The organism is Nakamurella lactea DSM 19367, assembly GCF_000426645.1.
In the GTDB taxonomy this organism is placed as follows: Bacteria; Actinomycetota; Actinomycetes; order Mycobacteriales; family Nakamurellaceae; genus Nakamurella; species Nakamurella lactea.
Genome location: NZ_KE384549.1, coordinates 398027 through 422311 on the forward strand (window position 1 = coordinate 398027; position 24285 = coordinate 422311).

The 24285-nt window shown below is 69.9% G+C and carries 21 protein-coding genes; 11 read left to right on the forward strand and 10 right to left on the reverse strand.

The window, feature by feature from the left end; all coding sequences use genetic code 11:
- Nucleotides 1-70: 70 nt before the first annotated feature.
- Genes K340_RS0122700 through K340_RS34715 form a run of 4 tightly spaced genes read right to left on the reverse strand, consistent with a single transcriptional unit; the run spans nt 71 to nt 5722 of the window.
- On the reverse strand, nt 71-2218 hold the full coding sequence (locus tag K340_RS0122700; protein WP_029138379.1) for a hydantoinase B/oxoprolinase family protein: 2148 nt from the start codon (nt 2216-2218) through the stop codon (nt 71-73).
- A complete protein-coding gene (locus tag K340_RS0122705) occupies nt 2215-4269 on the reverse strand; it encodes a hydantoinase/oxoprolinase family protein (RefSeq protein ID WP_029138380.1) in 2055 nt (684 codons plus the stop codon). The genes K340_RS0122700 and K340_RS0122705 overlap by 4 nt, the downstream gene beginning before the upstream one ends.
- Nucleotides 4266-5111, reverse strand: coding sequence for an SDR family NAD(P)-dependent oxidoreductase (locus K340_RS0122710; RefSeq protein WP_029138381.1), 846 nt, complete (start codon nt 5109-5111; stop codon nt 4266-4268). The genes K340_RS0122705 and K340_RS0122710 overlap by 4 nt, the downstream gene beginning before the upstream one ends.
- Nucleotides 5108-5722, reverse strand: a complete 615-nt coding sequence (locus tag K340_RS34715) for a TetR/AcrR family transcriptional regulator (RefSeq protein ID WP_051267262.1) — start codon at nt 5720-5722, stop codon at nt 5108-5110. Before K340_RS34715 ends, K340_RS0122710 begins: the two co-directional genes overlap by 4 nt.
- A 108-nt stretch (nt 5723-5830) precedes the next feature.
- Here K340_RS34715 and K340_RS32565 point away from each other — a divergent pair, with 108 nt between their 5' ends.
- The 6 genes from K340_RS32565 (at nt 5831) to K340_RS0122745 (ending at nt 13014) form a co-directional block, all read left to right on the forward strand.
- Nucleotides 5831-8017: an acetate--CoA ligase family protein gene (locus tag K340_RS32565; RefSeq protein WP_154674430.1), complete on the forward strand. Its 2187-nt coding sequence runs from the start codon at nt 5831-5833 to the stop codon at nt 8015-8017.
- Nucleotides 8017-8898 (forward strand): ABC transporter ATP-binding protein, encoded by an 882-nt coding sequence (locus K340_RS32570; RefSeq protein ID WP_084614787.1) that lies wholly within the window; start codon nt 8017-8019, stop codon nt 8896-8898. The genes K340_RS32565 and K340_RS32570 overlap by 1 nt, the downstream gene beginning before the upstream one ends.
- A gap of 13 nt (nt 8899-8911) precedes the next feature.
- Nucleotides 8912-9775, forward strand: a complete 864-nt coding sequence (locus tag K340_RS0122730; RefSeq protein ID WP_051267265.1) for an ABC transporter permease — start codon at nt 8912-8914, stop codon at nt 9773-9775.
- A 79-nt stretch (nt 9776-9854) separates the two neighbouring features.
- A complete protein-coding gene (locus K340_RS0122735) occupies nt 9855-10922 on the forward strand; it encodes an ABC transporter substrate-binding protein (protein ID WP_029138383.1) in 1068 nt (355 codons plus the stop codon).
- Between the two features lie 6 nt (nt 10923-10928).
- Nucleotides 10929-11636: a hypothetical protein gene (locus tag K340_RS32575; RefSeq protein WP_037366452.1), complete on the forward strand. Its 708-nt coding sequence runs from the start codon at nt 10929-10931 to the stop codon at nt 11634-11636.
- 94 nt (nt 11637-11730) lie between these two features.
- Nucleotides 11731-13014 carry a CaiB/BaiF CoA transferase family protein gene (locus tag K340_RS0122745; protein WP_051267266.1) on the forward strand — a complete coding sequence of 428 codons (1284 nt, stop codon included), beginning with the start codon at nt 11731-11733 and terminating at the stop codon, nt 13012-13014.
- Here the strand turns inward: K340_RS0122745 and K340_RS32580 are convergent.
- From K340_RS32580 to K340_RS32585, 6 genes are read right to left on the reverse strand one after another with little or no spacing between them, the layout of a single operon-like run.
- Nucleotides 12921-13811 (reverse strand): serine hydrolase, encoded by an 891-nt coding sequence (locus K340_RS32580; RefSeq protein ID WP_051267269.1) that lies wholly within the window; start codon nt 13809-13811, stop codon nt 12921-12923. The genes K340_RS0122745 and K340_RS32580 overlap by 94 nt on opposite strands.
- A complete protein-coding gene (locus tag K340_RS0122755; protein ID WP_051267271.1) occupies nt 13808-15217 on the reverse strand; it encodes an SLC13 family permease in 1410 nt (469 codons plus the stop codon). Before K340_RS0122755 ends, K340_RS32580 begins: the two co-directional genes overlap by 4 nt.
- A gap of 59 nt (nt 15218-15276) precedes the next feature.
- On the reverse strand, nt 15277-16884 hold the full coding sequence (locus K340_RS0122760; RefSeq protein WP_029138386.1) for an N-acyl-D-amino-acid deacylase family protein: 1608 nt from the start codon (nt 16882-16884) through the stop codon (nt 15277-15279).
- The gene (gene menC / locus K340_RS0122765; RefSeq protein WP_029138387.1) at nt 16881-17999 is read right to left on the reverse strand and encodes an o-succinylbenzoate synthase; all 1119 of its coding nucleotides are present in this window, start codon (nt 17997-17999) and stop codon (nt 16881-16883) included. Before menC ends, K340_RS0122760 begins: the two co-directional genes overlap by 4 nt.
- A gap of 2 nt (nt 18000-18001) precedes the next feature.
- On the reverse strand, nt 18002-18889 hold the full coding sequence (locus K340_RS36800; protein ID WP_084614788.1) for a MurR/RpiR family transcriptional regulator: 888 nt from the start codon (nt 18887-18889) through the stop codon (nt 18002-18004).
- Nucleotides 18889-19695 carry a GNAT family N-acetyltransferase gene (locus tag K340_RS32585; RefSeq protein ID WP_051267273.1) on the reverse strand — a complete coding sequence of 269 codons (807 nt, stop codon included), beginning with the start codon at nt 19693-19695 and terminating at the stop codon, nt 18889-18891. Before K340_RS32585 ends, K340_RS36800 begins: the two co-directional genes overlap by 1 nt.
- Before the next feature lie 154 nt (nt 19696-19849).
- On the opposite strand from K340_RS32585, the gene K340_RS0122780 reads away from it, so the two are divergent.
- The 5 genes from K340_RS0122780 (at nt 19850) to K340_RS0122800 (ending at nt 24280) form a co-directional block, all read left to right on the forward strand.
- Complete coding sequence (locus tag K340_RS0122780; protein WP_029138389.1) at nt 19850-20428, forward strand: helix-turn-helix domain-containing protein; 579 nt, start codon at nt 19850-19852, stop codon at nt 20426-20428.
- Nucleotides 20429-20627: 199 nt separating this feature from the next.
- Nucleotides 20628-22217 (forward strand): DEAD/DEAH box helicase, encoded by a 1590-nt coding sequence (locus K340_RS0122785; protein WP_029138390.1) that lies wholly within the window; start codon nt 20628-20630, stop codon nt 22215-22217.
- Between the two features lie 169 nt (nt 22218-22386).
- Nucleotides 22387-23169 carry an alpha/beta fold hydrolase gene (locus K340_RS0122790; protein ID WP_029138391.1) on the forward strand — a complete coding sequence of 261 codons (783 nt, stop codon included), beginning with the start codon at nt 22387-22389 and terminating at the stop codon, nt 23167-23169.
- Nucleotides 23170-23265: 96 nt separating this feature from the next.
- Nucleotides 23266-23640 (forward strand): VOC family protein, encoded by a 375-nt coding sequence (locus tag K340_RS0122795; protein WP_029138392.1) that lies wholly within the window; start codon nt 23266-23268, stop codon nt 23638-23640.
- Nucleotides 23641-23689: 49 nt separating this feature from the next.
- Nucleotides 23690-24280, forward strand: coding sequence for a HEAT repeat domain-containing protein (locus tag K340_RS0122800; protein ID WP_051267275.1), 591 nt, complete (start codon nt 23690-23692; stop codon nt 24278-24280).
- The last annotated feature ends 5 nt before the right edge of the window (nt 24281-24285 follow it).

A 24285-nucleotide genomic window follows, 5' to 3' on the forward strand; every position in this document is an offset into this window, starting at 1 on the left:
GGTCGAATTGGGTAGATCGACGTACCCGCCGGCCGGCCCGGCCGCCCACAGCCACCGGAGCCCGGCGATGTCACCGGGGCTCGGCGGCCCGCACTACCGGATCGGTCCGCAGCGCGACCTGCACGTCCATCCGGACGCCGCAGTGCGGACAGTGCAGCCGCCGGACCACGAATCGCTCGGACCCGGGGAACCGCACCGGCCAGGGTGCGACGCCGGACGTCGGGACCTCCTGCAGTGCCATCCGGGAGTACGGGTCCCCGTCTGCCGCACCGAGATCGCCGCCGCAGCGGGCGCAGACGATGCGGTCGCCGGCCACGCCCGATGTGAGATCCAGGGTGGTTGTCCATCGCCGGCCGGGACGTTGGCTCAGCGCCGGCGCCGGTGCCCGCCCGCCGATCCGGTCCTGGCGCAACTGTGCCCGGGTGGTCGTGGTCGCGGCCTCGTCAAGGGCCGGGTGCGGACCGTCGAGCAGCAGTACGCCGTAGTCGCGGGCTGCCCCGGCCCGGCTGACGTGGCCGGCGACGACGTCGGCGACCACGTCATCGGGGTTGCGGTCCAACGGATCCCCGTAGCCACCACCGCCCTGGGTGACGGCCAGGTGCACCTCGCCGGCAGCCAGCCGGACCTTGGCGTCCGGAAGGGGCAGCTCGCGAACCGGGCCGCTCTGCCACGCCTGCTCGCTGCCGGCCGGCAGCACCGCGAACACGCTCTGCCGCCCGGGGTCGCCGCCGGCCAGCCCGATCGCCGACGGATGCTGCAGGCCCTGGGCGAACGAAACTACCTGGATCGGGTCGGCGGTACCGTGCGGGCGCAGCACGATGGAGCAGCCGGAGCCGCCGCGGCGCCGGCCAGGCCCGGCCGAGTCGGCGAGCTCGCGACGCTCGAGATACAGCACCGGCAGGTAACTCTCGTTCACCTCGACGTTCGCACAGGCGGCGCCGGGGGAGGTGGTGGATCCGGAGGAGTCGGCACCGTCGACGACCGCGGTCGCACCGCCGCCCCCGGTCAGCTCGTCCAGGGTCATCGAACTGAACGGCTCGCCGGTCCGGGAGGTGCCGGCGAAGACGCCGCCACCGGCCCCGGACGACTGGCAGCCGGCCATCGTCCGATCGGCGTGCTCGGCCGACGATTCCAACATCCTGGACAGACAGCCGTTGACCACCGAACGGATTGCCTGGCACGACGTCGCGGTGCTCATCGCCACGCCGGCCGGCCAGCGGGCATGGGCGACAGTTCCCTCTCGGCTGACGATCCGGACCACCCTGGGCACCGCACCCGGTACCCAGAGCAGGTCGGCGCACAGGTAGATCAGGACCGAGGCGATCGAGAAGTTGACCAGAGCCGGCAAGGCGGCGTTGATGCCGCCCGGAGCCTGCGGGGAACTGGCACTGAAGTCCAGTTCCAGCTCGTCGCCGGTCTTGCTCACGGTCAGCCGGACCGCGTACACATCGGCGTCGTCGGCGGTCGGCCGGCCGCGCTGCAGATAGCTGACCTGCCGCCAGCTGCCGTCGGGCAGCGCCCGGAGGCGCTCCCTGAGCTGGACCTCCGCCACGTCCACCAGATGGTCCATCGCGGCCACGACGGCGGCCGCGCCATAGCGCACACACAATGCCTGAACGGCCTGTACGGCGGCGCGATTGGCGGCGATCTGGCCGGCCAGGTCGAGTGCGTTGAGCTGCGGCGTGCGCGACCGGGCCAAGTAGTCCCGCTCGATGTCGCGACGGATCCGGTCTCCCTCGACGATCCGGATCGGTGGCATCGGCAGCGGTTCGTCGAAGATCGATTGGGAGTCGAGTGAGAGGCCGCCGGCGGTGCCCCCGCCGACGTCGGATTGATGCACGGTCGACCCGCACCAGCCGATCAGCGTGCCTTGGTGGAAGACCGGGGCGATCAGTACCACGTCCGGCTGGTGCAGGGTGCCGACGTACGGATCGTTGGTGAGGAACTGGTCGCCGGCGGCGATCCCCGGGTTCTCGCGGTAGTTGTCGAGCACGTCCCTGGTCACCAGGTTGAGTGAGGCCACCTGGCACAGCACGTATTTGCCACAGGCGACGACCGTGCCGTCGGCCGTGGTGATCGCGGTGTTCAGGTCGTTGGCCTCGACGGCGATCTGTGACCCGGACACCCGGCGCAGCATGATGGCCGCCTCGTCGTTGATGCCGTCGAGACGATGGCGGATGATCTCCAGGGTGATCGGATCGGGCAGGTCGGTGATCACGTGTGCTCCAGGGTCAGGCCGGCGTCGCCGCCGGGCAGCATGCGCAGCGACTGCCCGGGATAGACCACGACGGTCGTCTGTTCGGACTCGACGAAACTCGGGCCGGCGATGCGGTGGTCGGTGCCGATGTCGTCCCAGCGATACACCGGGCAGTCGATCTCGGAGCCGGCGAACCAGGCGTGCTGCCGGCGCACCGGGACGGCGGCGGCGGTCGGCAGCGGCGGGCGACGCGGGACGACCACCGGCCGGACCGCCTCCACCCCAACGGCAACCACTTCGATGGGGGTGTCGGCCGGCGCACTACCCGGGCCGACCAGTTCCTCGTAGCGTTGCAGGAATCGTTCGGCGAGGTCGGCCAACGCCGCGTCGTCGACGTCGCCGGCCGGTATCGGCAGATCGATCCGGTTGAGCTGTCGGTAGAACCGCAGACCGGCGGACCGCTGGACCAATACGTCGTCACCGCCCAGCTGCTGTCGGGCGGCCGGGGTGATCTCGTCCAGATTGCTGCCGATCAGCCCGGCGGCATCCCGGAGCCAGCAGGGGCGCAGGTCGCGCTCGACGGACACCCGCAGGTCCGAGGACATCGCGCCGAAGGCGGAGAACTCCGCGGCCAGCCCAGGAATCAGCACCTCGCGGACCCCGAGGTCCTGGGCATAGCGTCCGACATACTGCGGTCCGGCTCCTCCGTAGGCCACCAGGGCGAAGTCGGAGGGATCATGACCGCGCTGGATCGTGGTGCGCCGCACCAGATCCCGCATCTGCGCCGACGCCACGGTGAGGATCCCCTCGGCGGCGGCGATCACGTCCAGCCCCAGCGGCCCGGCGAGGTGCTCGGTGATCGCCCGGCCGGCGGCGTCCCGATCCAGCTCGAGGGAACCGCCGAGGTGTTGCAGGTAGCCGAGGACCACCGCAGCGTCGGTCAACGTCGGGCGATCGCCGCCGAGCCCGTAGCAGGCCGGACCCGGGGCGGCGCCGGCGCTGTGTGGTCCGACCCGCAGGGTGCGCAGCGCCGGGTCGTACCAGGCGATGCTGCCGCCACCGGTGCCGATGGACGGGATGTCGACGGCTGGAACGGCCAGCGGCAGCCGGTCGATGCTCGGGGTGCCAGCCGAATACGGCTCGCCGCCGATCACCAGGCCGACGTCGAAGCTGGTGCCGCCGACGTCGGTGGCGATCAGGTCGCTCCGTCCGGAGAGCCGGCCGAGCCGCTGGCAGGCCGAGACGCCGCCGGCCGGTCCGGACCGCAGGGTCTGCACCGGTACCCGCAACGCGGCAGCGACCGGCTGCACGCCGCCGGCCATCCGCATCACCACGAAATCGCCGCGGAACCCGTGCTCCCGCAACCGGTCCTCCAGGCGGCGCAGGTAGGAGGTGACCAGCGGAGCGGTGTAGGCATCGAGCACCGTCGTGCAGGTCCGCTCGTACTCTCCGATCCGCGGCGCCACCTCGCTGGACAGCGAGACGTGGGTGTCGGGGGAGACCTCGGCGACCAGTTCCCTGATCCGCTGCTCGTGCAACGGGTTGACCGGCGACCACAGCAGACAGACGGCCAACGCCTCGACGCCGGATTCCAGCAGCCCGCGGATCGCCGATCTGGCGGCCGCCTCGTCCAGCGGGGTGACGACCGAGCCGGTGACGTCGATCCGCTCCGGTACCCCGGCGATGTCCGATCGTCGCACCGGCGCCTCGGGTTTACGCCACCTGGTCGGCGAGTGCAGATCGGTGTCCGCCAGCTCGTACAGCTTGTTCGCCTTGGCAATGGCCAGGGTGGACTCGAATCCGGCGGTGGTGAGCAGCCCCAATCGCGCTCCGGTCCTGGTGAGCACCGCGTTCAGTCCGACCGTGGTGCCGTGGGCCAGCACGTCGGTGTCCGACAACAGTTGCGCCATGGTGACGCCGGTCCGCTCGGCGATGCCGGCGATGGCGGCGAACACCCCGTCCTCCACCCGGCCGGGGGTGGACAGTGCCTTGCCGACGGTGACCGTTCCGTGGCCGTCGACCGCGACGGCGTCGGTGAAGGTGCCGCCGGTGTCGACTCCGATCAACCTCATCGGCCGGCACCGCCGTGCACGCCGATGGTGACTCCGGTGACGAAAGAGGCCTGCTCCGAGCAGAGGAACTCGATGACGGCGGCGGTCTCGTCGGCCTGCTGCGGGCGGCCGAGCGGAATGGACCTGGCCAGCCAGGTCTCCAGCGGCAGTCCGTCGCGCTCGGCCAGCTTCGCCAGGCCGGGATTCGGGAACAGCTCGGTCGGTGCGACGCCCAACGGACCGACCGTTGCGCACCGCACCCCGTGCGGCGCGACCTCGGCAGCAAGGCCGGCCACCAGGTGTTCCAGTGCAGATCTCGCGGCCCCGACGGCACCGGCGCCGGGAGTGCGGACGGTCGCGGCATGGGTCGAGAGCGCCACGATGGTCCCCGGTCTGCCGCCATCGACCATCGCGGTCGCGGCCGCCTGCACCACCCGCCAGCTGTCGATCAGGTTGACCTGCAGGCAGCGGGCCATGGCGGCGTCCGGAACCGCGAGCAGCGGCCCGTCGCCGGCGGCCGGGCCGGTCACGCCACCGAGCGCGCAACAGATGTCCAGCCGACCGCGCTCGGCGGCCACCTCGGCGACGACGTCGGCCCACTCCGAGGTGGTGCGGCAGGCACGGCCGATGACGGATCCGGTGCCGACCGCAGCGATCTCGGCCACGACCTGGTCGAACACCGCCCGGGTGATACCCGAGGTGTCCGAAGGTGTTCGTTGGTCGATCACCTCGTCGACGCACACCACGTCCGCGCCGGCGGCGGCGAACCGGAGGGCGACCGCCCGGCCGATTCCCGGTGGCCGGGCGGCGCCGATTACCACGGCCGTGCGTCCGGCCAGGCCGGGGTTTCTCGATGAGGTCATGCCTGCTCGCAATCGGGTTGGCGGCGAAGTCCGTCGATGAGCACCTTGGTCATCGCGGCGACGGAACGGGCCGAACGGTCGCCGAGCGCGTCTGCCCGGTACCCGGGATCGACCAGTCCGGTGATCGAGGTGAAGATGAGCCAGGTGGCGGCCGCCGGGCTGACGTCGCTGCGCAGCTCACCGCTGCGGCGCCCCTGTTTGAGGACCCGGTGCCAGACGTCGCGGCACTGTTGCCCGGCGGCGATCAGCTCGGCGAGATCCGGGCTACGGCCGAAGGTTCGGACCTCGCCGACCATCGTCAGGTGCTCGAATCGATGGGTACTGCCGACCGTGCTGGCCGCCGCGATCATCGCCCTGAGCCGATCGATCGGTTGGTCCGTGGAGGCGGCGGCGTCGCGTAGCGCGGGCAGCATGGCGGCGAAGTACCGGCGGCCGATCGCCAGCAGCAGCGCCTCCTTGTTGGCGTAGTGGTTGTAGAGCGAAGCGGCTCGCATGCCGGAGCCGGCCGCGATGTCACGCATCGAGGAGCCGCGATAGCCGTGCTCGGCAAATTGTTCGGCGGCGACCAGCAGGATGCGCTCCTTGCTGGTGACCGCGGCTTTCTCTCTCATGAGCTGCTCCTGGCGGACGAATGGTGATCCAGGTCTTGACTTGCCTAACGTTCGTTAGTAAACATAGACCAAGCAATCGCTTGCTACTAGCCAAAGGGGGCTCACCCGGTGAGTCGGACCAGTGAACTGACGCACGGCCCGACCGGCGCCGTCCGGCCGATCGGGCGCGCCGGTGACGACCTGCCGGATGCAGCGAAAGATCCTGGCCGGCAGGACATGTCAATCGAACCCGAGCTCGATCGGTTGTTCCGTCCCCGACGGGTCGCGGTGATCGGTGCCTCCGACGCGCCGGACCGGCCGACCACGCTGAACTGGCGCCGGGTGCAGGCCTGGGCGGCCCACACCGGCGGCGAGGCCGTCCCGGTGAACCCGCGACGCGACACCGTCGACGGGCTGACCTGCTACCCGAGCGTCGTCGAGGTTCCCGGCGAGATCGATGTGGCCATCCTGCTGGTCAGCGACGTGGATGCGGTGCTGCCGGACATTGCGGCCAAGGGCGTCCGGTTCGCGGTGATCTTCGCGGCCGGGTACGCCGAGGTCGGTGGCGACGGGGTCGAACGGCAGCGGGCGCTGGTCAGCACCCTGCGGGCCGGTGGCGTCCGGGCGTTGGGCCCGAACACCAACATGAACCTGTTCGAACAGTTCCGCGACGATCTGCCAGGTCGGTCCATCGCCCTGGTCACCCAGAGCGGGCATCAGGGCCGCCCGGTGTTCCAGGGCCAGGAGCTCGGGATCAAGTTCAGTCACTGGGCGCCGACCGGGAACGAGGCCGACCTGAACTCGGCGCATTTCATCTCGTACTTCGCCGGGTTGCCGGACACCGGGGTGATAGCGGCCTACCTCGAAGGGTTCCCGGACGGTCCCGGATTCCAGCGGGCGTTGGAGGTCGCCGCCCGCCGTGGAGTTCCGATCGTGGCGATCAAGGTGGGGCGCACCGAGATCGGTCGTTCGTGGGCGCAATCGCACACCGGGCACCTGGCCGGTGCGGACGACGTGGTCTCCGCGCTGTTCCGGCAGTACGGGGTCGCCAGGGTGAACGGGTTGGACGAGCTGCTGGACACGGCGGCGCTGTTCGCCCGTGCCGTCCGGCCGACCGGCGAAGGGGTTTGCGTCTACTCGATCTCGGGCGGCACCAGCGCGCACATGGCCGACATGCTGATGGCTGCGGGCATCGACCTGCCGGAACTCGGCGCCGACACGATCGGCCAACTGCGGGAATGGATTCCCGGGTACCTGCGGATCAACAACCCGGTGGACAACGGCGGTCATCCGGTCGGCGACTGGCGCGGTCGGAAGATCCTGGACGCGATCCTTGCCGACCCGGCGGTCGGAATTCTCGTCGTTCCGATCACCGGTGCCTTCCCGCCGATGAGCGATGCCTTCGTCGCGGACCTGGTCGCGGTCTCGGAAACCACCGAAAAGCCGATCTGTGTTGTCTGGGGTTCGCCGGTCGGCACCGAGGATGCGTACCGGGCGGGGCTGCTCGGTTCCCAGCTGCCGGTGTTCCGCACCTTCGGCAACTGCGTGACCGCGATCCGTGCTCTGCTCGACTTCCAGCGGTTCCAGCGGCGGGTCGCCGAGATGCCGGTCGTCACACCGCGTCCGGTGCTGGGAAGTACCGGAACGGAGTCGGTGCGCACGGAGGTCGAGTCCAAGAACCTGCTGCGGCAGTATGGTATCGCCGTCACCAGCGACGAACTGTGTGCCGACGTGGACCAGGTGGTTGCCGCTGCCGAGCGACTCGGCGGGCCGGTGGTTCTCAAGGCCGTCGCGGCCGGCATCGCCCATAAGTCCGACCTCGGGTTGGTGCGGGTCGGCGTCCGCGGGGATGACGAGATCCGCCGGATCGTGGCCGACTTCCGGCGCATCGTCGAAGGGCTGCCGGAGGCGCACTGGCAGGGCGTGCTGGTCTGCGAACAGCTCGACGGTGGTGTCGAGACGGTGGTCGGCATCGCGCCGGACCCGGTGTTCGGCGCGGTGGTGATGGCCGGCATCGGCGGCGTCGGTGTCGAGGTGTACCGCGACGTCAGCTTCCGGGTGCCGCCGTTCGCCCGCGATCAGGCCCACCAGATGTTGACCGAGTTGCGCGGATATCCATTGCTGCAAGGGTATCGCGGTGCGCCGGCAGCGGATCTGGAAGCCCTGGTTGACGTCATCATGGCGGTCCAGCAGATGGCTGTCGACGGCGCGGTCACCGAGCTGGACATCAATCCGCTGTTGGCCCTCCCGGACCGCGCGGTGGCCCTGGACGCGTTGGTCACCGACACCGTCGGCGCCGGGGAGGCGACGCAGTGATGACGGACCGGATCAACGTGGACAGCAAGGCGCCACCTGGGCGCAAGCCGAGCGCCCCGCCGGCGGCCGCCGCGACCGGCCCTGCCGGAAGGGCCGCTGGCGCGGTCAAGATCGAGGCGCGGTCCGTTGGAAAGCGTTACGGGGTCAAAGATACCGTCCAGGCCCTGGACGATGTCGACCTGACGGTGGGTGAGGGCGAGTTCGTCTGTCTGGTCGGGCCGTCCGGCTGCGGAAAGTCGACCCTGTTGCGAATGATGGCCGGGCTGCACCGGCCCAGCGAGGGCGAGGTGCTGATCCATTCCCGGGCCGGCGTCCGAAACCCCACCGCGATGGTGTTCCAGGACTACGGGATCTTCCCGTGGAAGACCGTCGAGGCCAACGTTCGGTTCGGCCTGGACGTCGCCAGGGTCGGGCGGGCCGAGGCGACGGCGGCGACCCGTCGCTGGCTCGACAAGCTCGGGCTCGCCGATTTCGCCGGCTCCTACCCGGCGACGCTGTCCGGCGGTATGCGGCAACGGGTATCGATCGCCAGGGCGCTCGCGGTGGAACCGGAGGTGCTGCTGATGGACGAGCCGTTCGCCGCCCTTGACGCCCAGTTGCGCACCATCCTGCAGGAGGAACTGTTGACCCTCTGGCAGGAGGACCGACGGACCGTCGTGTTCGTCACCCACAGCCTCGAGGAGGCCATCCTGCTCGGCGACCGGGTGGTGGTGATGTCCGCCCGGCCGGGCCGGATCATCGCCGACTTCCGGGTCGACATCGAACGGCCGCGGTCGGCCGAGACCAGGACGAACCCGCGGTTCGCCGAGTTGGAGCAGCAGCTCTGGTCGGTGCTGCGCTCCGAGGTATCCCGCTCGTTCGCCGGACGGAGTCAGCCATGAGTGAGGAACACCGATGAGTGTCCAGGAACGGACGTCGGCGGCCGCGACCGTCACCACCGTGATCCGACCGACCAAGGCGGAGGTGGACCCGCTGCGGACGGCGCGACGGCGTCGACTGCAGGAGCGATTACTGGCCTGGCTGACCCCGATCGTGGTGCTCGGCGCCTGGGAGATCGCCGCGCAGACCGGCGTCATTCCGGTGAGGTTCTTTCCGGCGCCCTCGATGATCTTCAGCACCGGGGTCGACATGGTGCAGGCCGGGACGCTGCAGAAGGACCTGCTGGCCACCATGACCCGGGTGCTGATCGGCTTCGCGGCCGGAGCGGTGATCGGGGCCGGTGCCGGATTGCTGCTCGGGCTGTCCCGGCTGGCCAGGGCCGCGCTCGATCCGTTCCTGTCGGCGCTCTACACGGTGCCGAAGCTGTCGCTGCTGCCGTTGCTGCTGTTGATCTTCGGGCTCGGTGAGACGCCGATGATCCTGTTGGTGGCACTTTCGGTGTTCTTCCCGACCTGGATCACCTGTATGGCGGCCGTGACGGCGATACCCGATGGCTATCAGGAGGCCGCTAAGGCCTTCGGGTCCGGCCGTTGGGCCATGTTCCGGCACGTCATCTGGCCGGCCTTCCTGCCGAACCTGTTCGTCGCGCTGCGGCTGTCGATCGGGGTGGCGATCCTGGTGATCGTCGGTGCCGAGTTCGTCCAGGGCAACAGCGGTATCGGCTACCGGATCTGGCATTCCTGGTCGCTGTTCCAGGCCAGGCCAATGTACGTCGGGATCTGCGTCATCGCCCTGATGGGCCTGATCTGCTCGATGATCGTCTCCGCCGTCGGTCGCAAGCTGCTGCCGTGGGCACCACAACAGTCGCAGAGACGCTGACCGGCAACGGTTCCCACCCTCCCAACCGCAGCACCGGCGTCCCTTCGGGGCGTCGCTCACCCCTCACGAGGAGATCGACATGCGCAAGAGAACACTCGCTCTCACCCTGGCGGCCGGGTTGGCGCTGGCCGGTTGCGGCTCGTCCGGCAACACCGACAATGCCGATCCGACACCGGCCGGGCAGTCTGCCGGTGCCCCCGGCGGATCCGGAACCGCAGGGTCGGCCGGCGGGCAGGAGCGTAAGACCGTCAAGGTGGCCATCGCGGCGAAGCTGGAGGCGTTCGCCCCTCTGCTGGTCGGGATGGAACTCGGTGACTACGACAAGCAGGGCCTCGACGTCGAGATCGTCTCGGCGAAGAACAGCGATGCCCTTGTGCTGCTGGCCACCGGCGAGGTCGATGCGATCTTCGGCGCGCCGAGCGCGGCCTTCTTCAACGCCGTCTCCGGCGGGTCGGAGATCAAGATCGTCGCCCCCGGCATGTTCCCGCCGAAGGAATCCCAGCAGGGTGTGTGGGTCAACAAGGAGCTGGCGCCCGGTGGAAAGTTCGATCCGACCAAACTCAAGGGCCAGGTGATCGCCTCGGCCGTCGGACCGGGCGCGCCGGTGTCGATGGTGATCGAGGACCAACTGAAGACCGCCGGGGTCTCGATGAACGACGTCACCCTCCAGACCATGGGCGCCACCGACATCCTGGTGGCGCTGGAGAGCGGCGCCGTCAAGGCGGGCTGGCTTTCCGACCCGGTGTGGCTGGAGGCCACCAAGTCCGATTCCCTTGTCTACGCCTTCGGACAGCCGTCGGACATGACCGTCGGTGCGGTGCTGTTCGGGCCGAACCTGCTGCAGAAGGACAAGGAGAAGGGCCAACGCCTGATCGACGCCATGGCCTCGACCACCCGTGATCACCTGCAGGGCAAGTATCACCAGGACAAGCAGGTGCGGGCGGCGCTGGTCAAGCAGCTGGAGATCGACGATGCCCAGGTGGACCTGTTGCCGGAGTTGAGCTTCCCGGGGGATCTGAAGTACCCCAGCAAGCTGACGGATCGGCTGCAGACCACTTTCAAGGGCCAGGAGGGCGTGCTGGTCTACACCGATCCGATTCCCGAGGACACCCTGATCGACCGCTCGTTCGTCGATGCGATCGGCTGACCGGGGATGGCTGACGGAAAGATCTACATCCACGAGACGATCGACATCATCGGCCAACACCGCGCCGCGTACCTGGAACACATGACCGCCGGTTGGGATCGCGAAGCGCGGGCCGCCCGCGGGATGAAGTGCTTCGGCGTCTGGGGCACGGTGGGCAGCACCGAGCGTTGGCCGCAGGTGGTCAACATGTGGGAGTTGGACGGCTGGGCCGGGCTGGCCGGGAACTTCGCCCATGAATTGAGCCATGACTCGATGCAGGACCCGGAGTTGGCGTCCTGGTGGGCAACGGCGAAGTCCTACCGTTCCGGCGGTCTGGATCGAATCATGCTGCCGGCCGAGTACTCCCCAACGATCGACGAACTCTGCAGCGCCCCAACGGAATCGGTGTGCTACCTCCACGAACTGGTGTCGCTGCGCCCCGGTGCGGCGACGGAGTACCTGGGTCGCGTCGGGCAGCACTGGGTCGGGCAGGCCGGAGAGCAGGAACTCGGCCTGGTCGGCGCCTTCCGGACGGCGATGGTGAACGACTCGGAGGCGCTGTTGATCTGGTCGGTCCCGAGCTGGCCGCAGTGGGCGGTGATCGAGGAGTTCCTGGACGGCAGCGCGCAGGTCCGCAGCTGGCGGCGACGGAGCAGCGATCTGGTGCTGGACTGGCGCCGGAAGCTGCTGTGTTCGGCGCCGCAAGCGCCGCTGCGCACCGGACAGCAACCCTGACGCTGCCGACCGCCCTGACGCTGCCGACAATCCTGACACTGCCGACCACCCCGGCACTGCCGACCACCCCGACACAGTGAGAAGGGAGACCGTCATGACCCAGACAGTGGAGCCGGCACCGACGCCGAACCCGGGACCGGCCGGACTGCTGGTCGGACTCAGGGTGATCGAGTGCACGCTGCTCGAACCGGGCTCGCTGGCGATGTCGCTGGCCGACCTGGGCGCCGACGTGGTGAAGGTGGAACCCCCTGGTGGGGACTACATCCGCCGGCTCGGCTGGCCCTACGTCGAGGGCGAATCGATCCTGCACTGGCACGTCAACCGGGGCAAGCGCAGCATCGAGCTGGACCTGCGTACCCCGGAGGGCGCCGAGGTGTTCCTCGACCTGGTCCGCGGCGCCGACCTGGTGGTGGAGGGCATGCGGCCGGGAGCGCTGGAACGGCGCGGGCTGGGATATCGCGCTCTGGCCGCGGTGAACCCGAAGATCGTGCTGTGCTCGCTGTCCGGCTACGGGATCGACGGCCCCTACCGGGATCTGCCGTCGCACGGTGTCGGCTTCGACGCCTGGGCAGCAGTGGCGCCGCCTGGTGTCGACGAGCAGGGCTTCAGCTACCTGGCCGATCACACCGGCGTCGGCACCAAGGTCGGCCCGCTCTGGGGCGCGATGGCGTCGCTGGCGGCCGTGCTCAGGGCCAGGGAGACCGGAACGGGCTGCCAGCTCGACATCGCGCAGAGCGACGCGGCGGCCTTCACCAACTGGCTGCCGATCGAGGGCCACCGGGCCTATCGGCGACCCGAGCCCGAGGTCACCGGCAATCCGGCCGACGGTGGACTGCGCCGGACACCGGGTCCGGGCGGGATGGAAGAGGCGGTGCGCTACCAGTACTACCGCAGCTCGGACGGCCACCTGTTGTTCCAGGCCTCCGAGCAGGAGTTCTGGCGGAACTTCTGCTCGGCGTGCGATCGGATGGACCTGTACCAGGCCCGGCCGGGCCGCCGCTACGGCGACCACGCCACCGGCGATCGCACCTTGCGGGCGGCCCTGCAGGAGATCTTCCAGACCCGCTCCACCGGTGATTGGGTGCAGTTCGGACTGGAGATCAACTGCCCGATCGCCCCGGTCAACGCCGCCGACACGATCGACTCGGATCCGCAGTTCGCGCACCGGATGCCCTGGTGGCCGGCCGCTGAGCACGGGGCAGATCTGTTGCCCACGCCGGTGAATGTGGTGGGCGCCAGTCGCCAGCCACCCCGTCGGGCCCCGGAGCCCGGCGCCGACACGGATCAGCTGCTGACGTCTCTGGGGTACTCGGCCGAGCGGATCGCCGACCTCCGTCGGGCGGGCGCGCTAGGTCCGGCCGACCCGACCGCCGAGTAGACGATCCGGCCGACGTCGGCGACCAGATCGGCCGCCGCGGCGCCGTAGGCATCTGGCTCTTCGCCGGTGCCGAAACCCTCGGTGAGCACCGCGATCACCAGCACCGGGCTGCTGTCGACGGTGACGAAGCCGGCATCGTGTCGGACGCCGTCCAGCTCGCCGGTCTTGTGCGCCAGTACCCAACCGTGCGGCAGCTGTCGCGGCAGCCGGTCGTTCACCTGCTGCCGGGCGAGTACCTCGCGGGCCAGCCGGTAGCTATCGGCAGAGCCGAAAAGGCCTTCACCGACGGCGATCTGCTCCAGCAACAGCGCCATATCGGTCGCGCAGGTGTGATTGTCCAGTCCGCGGCTGCGGGCCTGCAGGTCCATCAACCGCCGCTGCAGTGCAGTGTTCGTCAGCCCGGCCGCCTCGATGCTGGCGGCGATGGTCGGCACCGACAATGTCTCGATGAGCAGATTGGTGGCCAGGTTGTCGCTGATGGTGATCATCAACTCGAGTAGGTCGCGAATGCTGACGTCGGTGACGTCCGACAGTCCGGCCAGGATCCCGCTGCCGCCGACCCTTGGCGAGGTGTCGACCCTGACCCGCTGGGTCAGCGACAGCGCGCCGGCCTCGACCTGCTGCAGTGCGGATACCAGCACCGGCACCTTGATCAGCGAGGCCGAGGTGAACGACTCGTCACCCGCGACCGAGAACCCCTGCCCGCCGGGCACGGCCCGGGCGACAACGGCAACCCTTCCCGGTGCCGGCCGTACCAGGTCCCGGACCCGCTGCTCGGCCTCGTCCCAGCCGGTCATCCGAAGGCCCAGAAGATGACGAGGAACAGCACGGTGTTGGTGCCCATGATCGCCCAGCCGTTCACCAGCATCATCTTCAGGTTGTTCGATCGGGCCAGCCCCATCTGCCCGATCATGTCGGCACCCGGGAACGGTCCGAGCTGGTCGATCTGCGAGGTGCCGAGCAGGGCTACCGCCCAGACCGCCGGCGGGATGCCGAGTGAGGCGACCACCGGGGCGAACAGCTTGTTGATGAGCACCACCTGGGCGACGGCCGCGCCCGGCACCGCGTGCAGGTAACCGATGCCGACGATCATCGCCAGGAACAGGAACGGACTCAGGGTGGGCAGGATCGGTTGCAGCGCACTGAATACCGCGTCGTAGGTGCCGGTCTTGCCGATCAGCGTGAGCAGCGGATCCAGCAGCCAGAACAGGATGAACAGCCAGATGAACCGGCCCGCACCGGCGTAGATCGCCTCCAGCGTCTGCTTCGGGCTCTTGCCGCCGGCGATGCCGGTGAGCGCCGCGGTCACCACCATCACCACCAGGGCGTAGGAATAGCCGGCTTTGGCGACGATGCCGAAGACGGTCATCGCCAGCAGCACCCCGACGAAGACGGCGGCGGCGCGCCGCGCGGCGCGGTTGTCGGTGACGTCGCCATCGTCGCCGCCGGCGTCGGCCGCCGAGTATTCGGTGTCCACCCGCCGCTGGATCCAGCGTGCCATGAAGAACCCGGTGACGATGGTGACCATGGCAACCGGCAGCCCTGCCTTCAGCAGGTAGTCGAAGTAGCTGATCCCGGCCGCGCCGGTGATGGTGACGACCGGTGGGGTGAACGGACCGGTCATCAGACCGGCCGCGCCGGCGGCATGGAACATCGCCGCAACGGCCGGCGGTCGCCACTTCATCCGCGCCGCAACGGGTATGACGATCGGCGCCAGGATCGCATTGGCGCCGGCGAGCGTGCCCAGCGCGCCGACCAGGATCAGCGAGGACAGCATGATGCCGATCTGCACTCTGGTCGGGGTGGACAGCCCGACCCGTTGCATGACCACCTTCACCAGCAGCTGCGCGGCTCCGGTCTCCTGGGCGACCCGGCCGAGACCGGCGCCCAGCATGATGATCAGCCCGATCACCGCGACGAACGACCCGAGTGAGGTCGCGAGCTGCTCACCGAGCGCCAGCGGTCCGGTCCGCGACATCACGGCGGCGACGAGCAGGGCGGCGGCGGTGGCCAGTACCACGTCGACGGACATCAGGGCGAGGGCCGCGTACAGGACGATCGGAACCAGACCCCAGAGCCCGGCCTGTTTCCCGAGGACGGCGAAGACGATCGCGATCACCAGCGACAGGCCGATGAGCGCGGCGATCACGCTCTTCTTCCGGGTACTGATGGCGTCGGGCAGTGGATCCTTCAGAACGGTCACGTGCAGAAACTCCAGTCGTTGTTGCCGGTCAGAACGCGCAGGTGGTCCCGGTGTCCGGGTCAGCGGCGGTCGGACACCACGCCGGCCCGGCCGCGGATCACCCGGCCGGGGCGGGCATCGGTGGGCAGGCCGTCCTGTAGCACGGGGCGACCGGCGATGAGGGTGTGCCGGACGCCGTCGGCAAGTTGCCACGGTGCGTCGTAGGTCGATCGGTCGATCACGGTCTGTGGGTCGAAAACGCACAGGTCGGCGACGGCGCCGCGGCGGATCACCCCGCGGTCGGTCCAGCCGAGCCGGGATGCCGGCAGGGCGGTCATCTTGTGCACCGCGGCCGGCAGGTCGATCAGGCCGCGGTCCCTCGCATAGTGCCCGAGCACCCTGACGAAGGTGCCGAAGCTGCGCGGATGTGGTTGCTGTGTACCGGATGTCGCCAGCTCGGCGCCGTCGCTGGCGATGGCCGCCAGCGGGTGGGCGATGACTCGGTCGAGGTCGTCGTCGGACATGCCGTGGTTGATGATCGACACCACAGCGTGTTGTCCGCGGAGCAGCTCGACGACGGTCTGTGCCGGATCCAGGCCCAGCCGGGCGGCGATGTCGGCGATGCTGCGGCCGACGTGTTCGCGGTACGGCCCGTCAATGGTGTGGGCCACCACGATCCGGTCGGGCAGCAACGAGGGGCCGACCTGGGCACGGAGCCCGTCGGCGATGGCGGCAGCTGTCACCGGATCGGAAAGCCTGAGCAGCAACGACTCCCGGCCGCCGTCCATCGCCCAGTCCGGCATCCGTGAGGTCAATGTGGTGCTGGAGGCGGTGTACGGGTAGACGTCGGTACCGACGTCTACGCCGTCCGCGCGGGCCCGGGCGATCATCGCCAGGGCGGCCGCCGTGCCGCCCCAGTTGGTCGGTCCGATCGCCTTCAGGTGCGAGATCTCCAGCCGGGCGCCGGATTCCCGCGCGGTGTCGATCGCCTCGGTGACGGCCGTTAGCAGCTGGTCACTTTCGTTGCGGATGTGTGAGGAGTAGAGCAATCCGTGCTCGGCCACCACCGAGCAGAGGTCGGCCAGCTCCGCGGCGGTGCCGAACGACCCGGGCGGGTAGATCAGCCCACTGGACAGTCCGACCACTCCGGCCTCGATGCAGTCGCGCAGCAAGCCACGCATCCGACCCTGTTCCGACTCGGTCGGCGCCCGCCGGTCGGCGCCCATCGCCGCGATCCGTAGGGCGCCGTGGCCGACCTGCGCCGCGATGTTGACGGCGAGCGGAAGGGCGTCGACCGCATCGAGGAACTGGTCGGCGCCGCGCCAGTTCCAGCTCAGGTCGGTGTCGAAGACGGTATGCCCGCGGCCGGCGGCCGCGTGTTCGTCGGACAGCGGGAACGGTGAGAAGCCGCAGTTCCCGGTGACCAGCGTGGTGACCCCCTGGTGGGTCTGGGTGAGCGCCTCGGGCGCGCCGAAAACCGAGTAGTCGGCGTGTGAATGGAGGTCGATGAAGCCGGGAGCGACAACGGCACCGGTCGCGTCCAGTACCAGGTCGGTGCCGGTGGCGGCCGCATTGCCGGTCTCGACGATCTCGGCGATCGTGCCGTTGTCGGCGATGACGACATCCGCGGGGTAGCCGGCGGCGCCGGTGCCGTCGAGCACCGTCCCGCCGTGCAGCAGGGTGGTCACGAGCGCAGGTCCAACCGATCCGTCGCCAGCGATTGCACCCGCTCGGCGTCGACGTCGTAGCCGAGGCCCGGGCGCTGGTAGCGCACCGCGACCCGGCCGTCGACGGCGACGATCGGCTCGGTGGTGATGTCCTTGGCGTAGTACTTGTCCGAGCCGGAGACGTCCGACGGCAGCGCGAATCCCGGCAGTCCGGCGATTGCCACGTTGGCGGCGCGGCCGACCCCGAACTCGTGCATTCCGCCGCACCAGACGGCGATCCCGTTGTCGGCGGCGACCTGGTGGGCAGCCCTGGCCGGACTCAGCCCACCCATCCGGGAGACCTTGATGTTCAGGATCCGGCCGGCGCCGGCGGCGATCGCGCTGTCCAGCTGGTCGAGGTCCTCGATCGACTCGTCGAGGCAGATCGGCGTGGACAACCGCTCCTGCAGCCTGCCGTGCGCGGCCAGCGCTCCCGGCGCGAACGGCTGCTCGATCATCGTCAGGTCGAACTCGTCCAGGGCCAACAGAGTGTCCAGGTGCTCGGCGATCTCGCGGTAGACGCCGTTGGCGTCCACCTGCAGCGCCAGCGCCGGATGCGCGGCCCGGACGGCCCGGACCGGCTCGACGTCCCAGCCCGGGGCGACCTTCAGCTTGACCCGTCGGTAGCCTTGCGCCACATGCAGTTCGACCTGCCCGAGCAGATCGTCCAGGGTCGGCTCGATGCCGAGACTGACGCCGGCATCGATCTGCTCGCGGACCGCGCCCAACGCACTGGCCACCGAGACACCCTCGCGTCGGCACCACAGGTCCCAGCCGGCGATGTCCACTCCGGCCTTGGCGAAATGGTTGCCGCGAACCTTGCCGAACAGCGCGCCGAGCTCGTCCGGGTGTTGCCAGTCGCGGCCCAGCACGGCCGGCGCCAGGTAGCCGTTGAGCATCAGCCAGCTGGTGTCCACGGTTTCCGGGCAGTAGTACGGATCGCTCGGTGAGGCGATCTCGCCCCATCCGGTGCCGCCGTCGGAATCGGTCACCCTTACCAGGATGTGCTCGAGGCGGGACTTGCGGTGTGAGCTGGTCTGGAACTCGTGCACCAGCGGCAGGCCAACCCGAAATGCTTCGATCCGGTCGATGCGCATGCTCAGCTCTCCTCGTAGGACTGCAGGGTGGCGGCCAATTGATTGCGACGTTCCAACCGACGCCCGGCGCCCTTGGCCGAGGCGGTCGCCAGGGTGGCGATGACGTGCACAGCGGCCGCGACCGCGGTCGGCGAATCGGCGTGGGAGACGCTGCCGGTGCTGACCACCACCGGCAGGTCGCTGACCAGCCCGAGCGGGCTGTCGGCGGAATCCGTCAGCCCGATCACCGCGCCACCGGCGGCCCGGAACTCCCGGGCGATGGTCACGGTGCGCCGGCTGTAGCGGCGGAAACAGAACGCCACCAACACATCACCGGAGCGCACGTCGCACAGGACGTCCAGCGGACGCACCGACGAGCCGTCGACGAACACCACGTTGGACATGCTCTGGCCGAGCTCGGCCGAGAGCATCAGGGCATAGGCAGCGGACTTGAGGTCGCCGGTGACGAACCGGCGCCGGGCGGCCACGATCCGGCCGGCGGCCAGGTCGAAGGCACCGGTCGCCTGGCCCGATTCCAGGCTCAGGCGAAGGTTCTGCTGTTCCCTGGCGATCATCCGGCCGAGCAGCTCGCGACCGGCGCCGCGCCCGGCAAGGCGTGCGGTGTAACGAATATCGGGGCTGGGCAGGCTCCGATCCTCCTCCCGCTCGGCCCTGACCCGCAGCTCCGCGTAGTCGCCGAGGCCGGCGGCGGTCAGCAGGTCCTGCAGCTCGTGCGGGGCGGCCTGTGCCTGCCGCAGCAGCTGCGACGGCCGCTGGGCGAGCGATGCCGGATAGTCGGCGGCGATCGCCCGGTACAGCCGTCGCTGCGGGTCGCCCAGCCGGTCGGCCGCGTCGGCCAGCAGCTGCAGTGCCGGTGTCGGGGTCAGCACGGCCGCGCCGCTCGCGCTCATCACGGTGTCCTGCGGAGCCGGTAGACCGCCGTCAGATCATCCGACGGCAGGCACGAGACCGCTTGGTAGCCGGCCGCAATGGCTTCGCGCAGCACGGTGGAGACGGCGGCGGTGACCTCCGGTGATGGGGTGGCGGCGAGCGGATCGGCGTGCGTGCGCGGCAGGGCCAGCAGCAGGTCGTCGCCGTCCTCGGCGGTCGTTCCCCATGCCGGTGGGGTGGTGACCGGCGGGTAGCGCACCGGGACCAGCCCGTCCCGACTGCCGGGCAGATCCCAGTCGAGAATCAGCCGGTCGGAGTCCCGTTCCGGTTGCCCGGCAACGGAATCGGTGCCGTACAGGTTGCCGGCGAACCAGCGGGCGGTGGCGCCCAACACGTCCAGGTTGAACCGGGCGTTGCCGGTCCGGTTCGGATCGAAGGCCCAGCGCATGCGGTCGATGCCCTGGGCCAGCACCCGGTCCCGCTGCGCCAGTTTGAGCAGCCGGCCGATGCCGCGACCGCGCTGATCGGCGCGGACCGCCGCGGTCTGCGAGTAGTGGTAGAGCTCGGGCGCCGTCGTGGCACCTGCATCTCCCGCCGGGTCGTCCCGGCCGAGAAAGCCGTAGACGAAGCCGACCAGGTCGGCGCCGTCGAAGGCGCCCAGCACCACGCCGCCGTTGCCGCGGATCGCCGTCAGCAGCCGGGGGTTGACGGCGTCGTCACGGCCGAAGACCTGTCGGTACAGAGCGGCGGGCGCCCGCAGCTGATCGGGCGTCTCGAGATCGCGGATCAGCACCCGGTCATCGGCCGGAGGCAGGGGAGTGGGCATCGCTATCGCCTCCGTTTGCTGACGGTAAAATGTGCCGACCGTATAGGTAGCCCATCTGGACAAGTGCGTGAGTATTGTGCGTCGTGGAGCCGTTCGTCAAGGGGGCTCGCTGAACTCTCGGGCGCTGGGCCGTCATCCCCGAAGGAGACCAGATATGCCGGACACCGATGGGGAACCAGCGGCCCGCGCGGCGGCTCTGGTCGGGGCGGCGCTGCGCAAGCGGCGGCTCGAGCTGGGGCTCACGCTGACCGCGCTGGCCGGCAGATCGGCGCTGTCCACCGGCTTCATCTCCCAGATCGAGACCGGAGCGGCCAACCCGACGCTGTCCGCGCTGAGCCAGTTGGCCGGTGCCCTCGAACTGCCGGTGACCGAGTTGCTGACCGTCGGCGGCGCAGGCGCCGCGCTGTCCGGTGAATTCCCGCTGAAGGTGCGCCCTGCCCCGTTGCCGGCGCCGGCCGGTGCCGCCGGCCGGGTATGGGAGTTGACTGCGCCGGGCGCCCGGCTCGCCCGGCTGTCGATGGTCCAAGGTGACCCGGGTGACCATGCCGCGCCGATCCGTCATCCCGGGGAAGAGATCTGCATCGTGCTGGCCGGGCAGTACCGGTTGCACGTCGAGGGCGACACCGCGGTGCTGGCGGCCGGGGACAGCGCACACTATTCGGCGTCGGCCGGGCACTACCTCGAGCCGGTCGACGGTACCGCCAGGGCGATGATCATGATGGTCGGGCAGTGAACCGACAGCCCCCCGCGGGCATCGGCAACGTCACAACCGCCGTGGTGATCATGGAACGGCTGATCCCGTAGACTGTTCTCAGCAGGCCCGCCCAGTTTCGCCTCGGGCCCGCTTCTTTGAGTCGATGCTCTTGCGCCGCGACCCATGCTGGCTCGCGCCGGGCGGAACGACCACACACCATGATTGGGAGTACCCCTCTGTGTCTGCTGACACGACCTTTTCCACCCTCGGCGTGCCCACCGCGCTGACCACCATCCTTTCCGACGCGGGCATCACCGTGCCGACCCCGATCCAGGCGGCCACCCTGCCGGATTCGATGGCCGGCCGCGACGTGCTCGGCCGCGGCCGCACCGGCTCCGGCAAGACCTACGCCTTCCTGCTGCCGCTGCTGACCCGGCTGTCGCAGTCCGGGACCCGACGTCAGCCGAAGCGGCCGCGTGCGCTGATCCTGGCGCCCACCCGCGAACTCGTCACCCAGATCGTCGGCGCGATGACGCCGCTGGCCAAGCCGCTGGGCATCACCTCGATGACCGTCTTCGGCGGCGTCGGACAGAATCCGCAGGTCGAGGCACTGCGCCGCGGCGTCGACGTGGTCGTCGCCTGCCCCGGCCGGCTCGAGGACCTGATGAAGCAGGGCCACATCAGCCTGGACGCCGTCGAGATCACCATCCTGGACGAGGCCGACCACATGGCCGACCTCGGTTTCCTGCCCGGCGTCCGGCGGATCATGGACAAGACCCCGCAGCAGGGCCAGCGGATGCTGTTCTCCGCCACCCTTGATGCCGGTGTCGACGTGCTGGTCAAGCGATTCCTGCACAACCCGGTGACCCACCACGCCGACTCGGAGCAGTCGCCCGTCATCCCGATGAGCCACCACGTGCTGCACGTCAGCCTCGATGCGCACCTGCCGGTGCTGGTCGACCTGGCCGCCGCGCCCGGCCGGACCATCATCTTCGCCCGCACCAAGCACCGGGCGAAGAAGTTCACCCGGCAGCTCAACGCGTCCGGCGTGCCCGCGGTCGAATTGCACGGCAACCTGAGCCAGGGTGCCCGCACCCGCAATCTCGACGACTTCCACTCCGGGGCGGCGAAGACGATGGTCGCCACCGACATCGCGGCCCGCGGTATCCACGTGGACGACGTCGCGCTGGTGATCCACGCCGATCCGCCGGTCGAGCACAAGGCCTACCTGCATCGCTCGGGTCGGACCGCTCGGGCCGGTGCCGCCGGCACGGTGATCACCCTGATGACGGACGAGCAGGTCCGCGATGTGCGTGACCTGACCCGCAAGGCCGGGATCAACCCGACCACCACCAAGATCGATGCGAAGCATCCGCTGCTGCAGAAGCTGGCTCCCGGTGAGCGTTCGTTCGTCAACGGCGGGCTGGTGCGCGAGGTTCCGGCCGCGGCGCCGGCCGGTCGCGGTGGCGGTCGGTCGCGTGGCCCGCGCAAGCCGGCCGGGCAGGACGGCGGCCGGGCCAACCCCGCTACGGGTGGTCGTTCGGGTGGTGCTCCGCGCAGCGATCGTCCGGCCGAGGGTGCGCGCGGCGATGGACGTCCGCGCCGCAACCGGGGCGGTTCCGGCCAGGGTGCCGGTCGCGGCGACGGCGCTGCGGCTCGCGGCGGTTCGGGTCGCTCCGGTGGCTCGGGTTCGGCACGTGACGGGTCAGGCTCGGGCCGTTCCGGCGGGTCGGGTCGCAGTGCCGGCGGCTCGAAGACCGTCTACAGCAGTACTTCCGGCGGCGGCGCGGCCGCCTTCTCGGCGCGCACCCGCGTCGGCTCCCGCTGACGGGTCAGCTCCGACTTCAGTTCAGCTACGGCCAGTCGCCCCGTTCCAGGCGTTTGATGCCCGATCGGGGCCACTGGCCGCAGCCAAGCTGAATCTCGCGTCTTGCCCGATGATTTTCCTGCCCGCGCCGGGTCGTTGTTGGGGTGACGGCGGCGACAGGTGGCGGGGGATGACGAGATACGTGCTGGTCCCGGGAGCGGACGGCCAGGCCTGGTACTGGCACCGGCTGATCCCCGAACTGGAGAAGCGGGGCCATACCGCCGTGGCCGTCGAGCTGCCGAAGGCCGCCAGCAGCACCCTGGCCGACTATGCAGCGGCGATCGTGCAGGCGGCCCAACCGGTAGGTGCCGCCCACCCCCCAGGTAGCGGAAGTTTGCCGCGACACGCCGGCGCCGTCGGCGCGTCCGAGCAACTTTCCGCTACCTCGGCGGGGGAGATGGTGCTGGTCGCCCAGTCGCTCGGCGCCTTCAGCGCACCGCTGGCCTGTTCCCGGCTGCCGGTGCGCGAGCTGGTGCTGGTCAACCCGATGATCCCGGCCGCCGGCGAGACCGGCGGCGACTGGTGGGAGAACACCGGTCACGGACCGGCGAGAGCGGCGGCGGCCGCCGCCCACGGCTGGCCCGCCGAATTCGATCTGTTGACCGGCTTCTTCCATGACGTGCCGGCCGAGGTGACCGAGCGGGCCTTTTCGGCCGACGCACACCCCGCAGAACTGGACGGCATCTTCACCGACCCGTGGCCGCCGGCCGGCTGGCCGGACCTGCCGACCCGGATCATCCTGGGCTCCGGTGACCGGTTCTTCCCGTTGGAGTTCCAGCGGCAGATCGCCGGCGAACGCCTTGGGGCGACACGGATCGACGTGATCGACTCCGGACACCTGTCGGCGTTGAGTCGGCCGGTCGAACTCGCTGCGGCGTTGATCGGGGACCGGGTCGACCTGGACCGGCCTTGATCTGGACCGGCTTTGACCACCCGATGAATTCTCGGTGCCGAATCGGTCCAACCTGCACATCGACGAGAGGACAGCATCGTGGGCAACGGCAGCGGATTGTTCGAAGGCGTCAGGGCATTCAGCGGATTCTCGGTTGACGACATCGAGGCGGCCAGGACGTTCTACGCCGAGACACTCGGTGTGCGGGTGATCCAGGAGAACGGCATGTTGTTCCTGAACGTCGCCGGCGGCCGCGACATCCTCATCTATCCCAAGCCGAATCATGTCCCGGCCGGCTACACCGTGCTGAACTTCCCGGTCACCGACGTCGAGCGTGCGGTGGACGAACTGATCGCCAGAGGCGTCGAGTTCGAACATTACGAAGGCACGCCGATCGAGACCGACGCCAAGGGCATCCATCGCGGCGGCGGTCCGCTGATCGCCTGGTTCACCGACCCGGCCGGCAATGTGCTGTCGGTGATCCAGGAATAGCAACGTCGGGACCGGCGCCACGGGATCCGAACTGTGCCACCATCGTCGGGTGGCCGGACCGTTCCCGACGCCGAACATCGGTGACGGTTGGATGCCGTCCTCCGGAGTTCTGGCGGCCGAGGATTCGTTGGGCCACGACGTGCTGGTCGACTGGTGCCTCGCGCTGCTGACCGGGGCGGCGGGCGGCGCCGATCGGAAGACCCCGTCGTTGCGGTGGATCGGCGGCCCGGCGGCGGGTACCGACTGCGACCGGCACCACTGGGCCCGCTCGGACCTGAACTATTGGCCGCGGGTCTGGGCGGCAAGGGCGCTGCGATACGCCTGGGACGACCGGGCCGCCGGCCCGGTGATCGCCGGTCTGGACGACGACGCCTGGCGGGTACGGGAGCATTGTTGCGCCGTCGTCGGTCTGCGAGAACTGGCCGATGCCGCCGACCGGCTGGCCGAGCTCACCGATCCCGACCAGGAGGACGCGCCGCGGGTTCGCACGGCCGCGGTCAAGGCGCTCGCCCAGGTTGGCGAGTTCGAACACGGAGATGCCTTGCAGCGGGCCATGATCGACCCCGACCGGAAGGTCCGCGATGCCGCCGATGCCGCGCTGGAGCGGCTGGCCGAGCGGATCGACCGGCCGCTGCGGTGACGTTC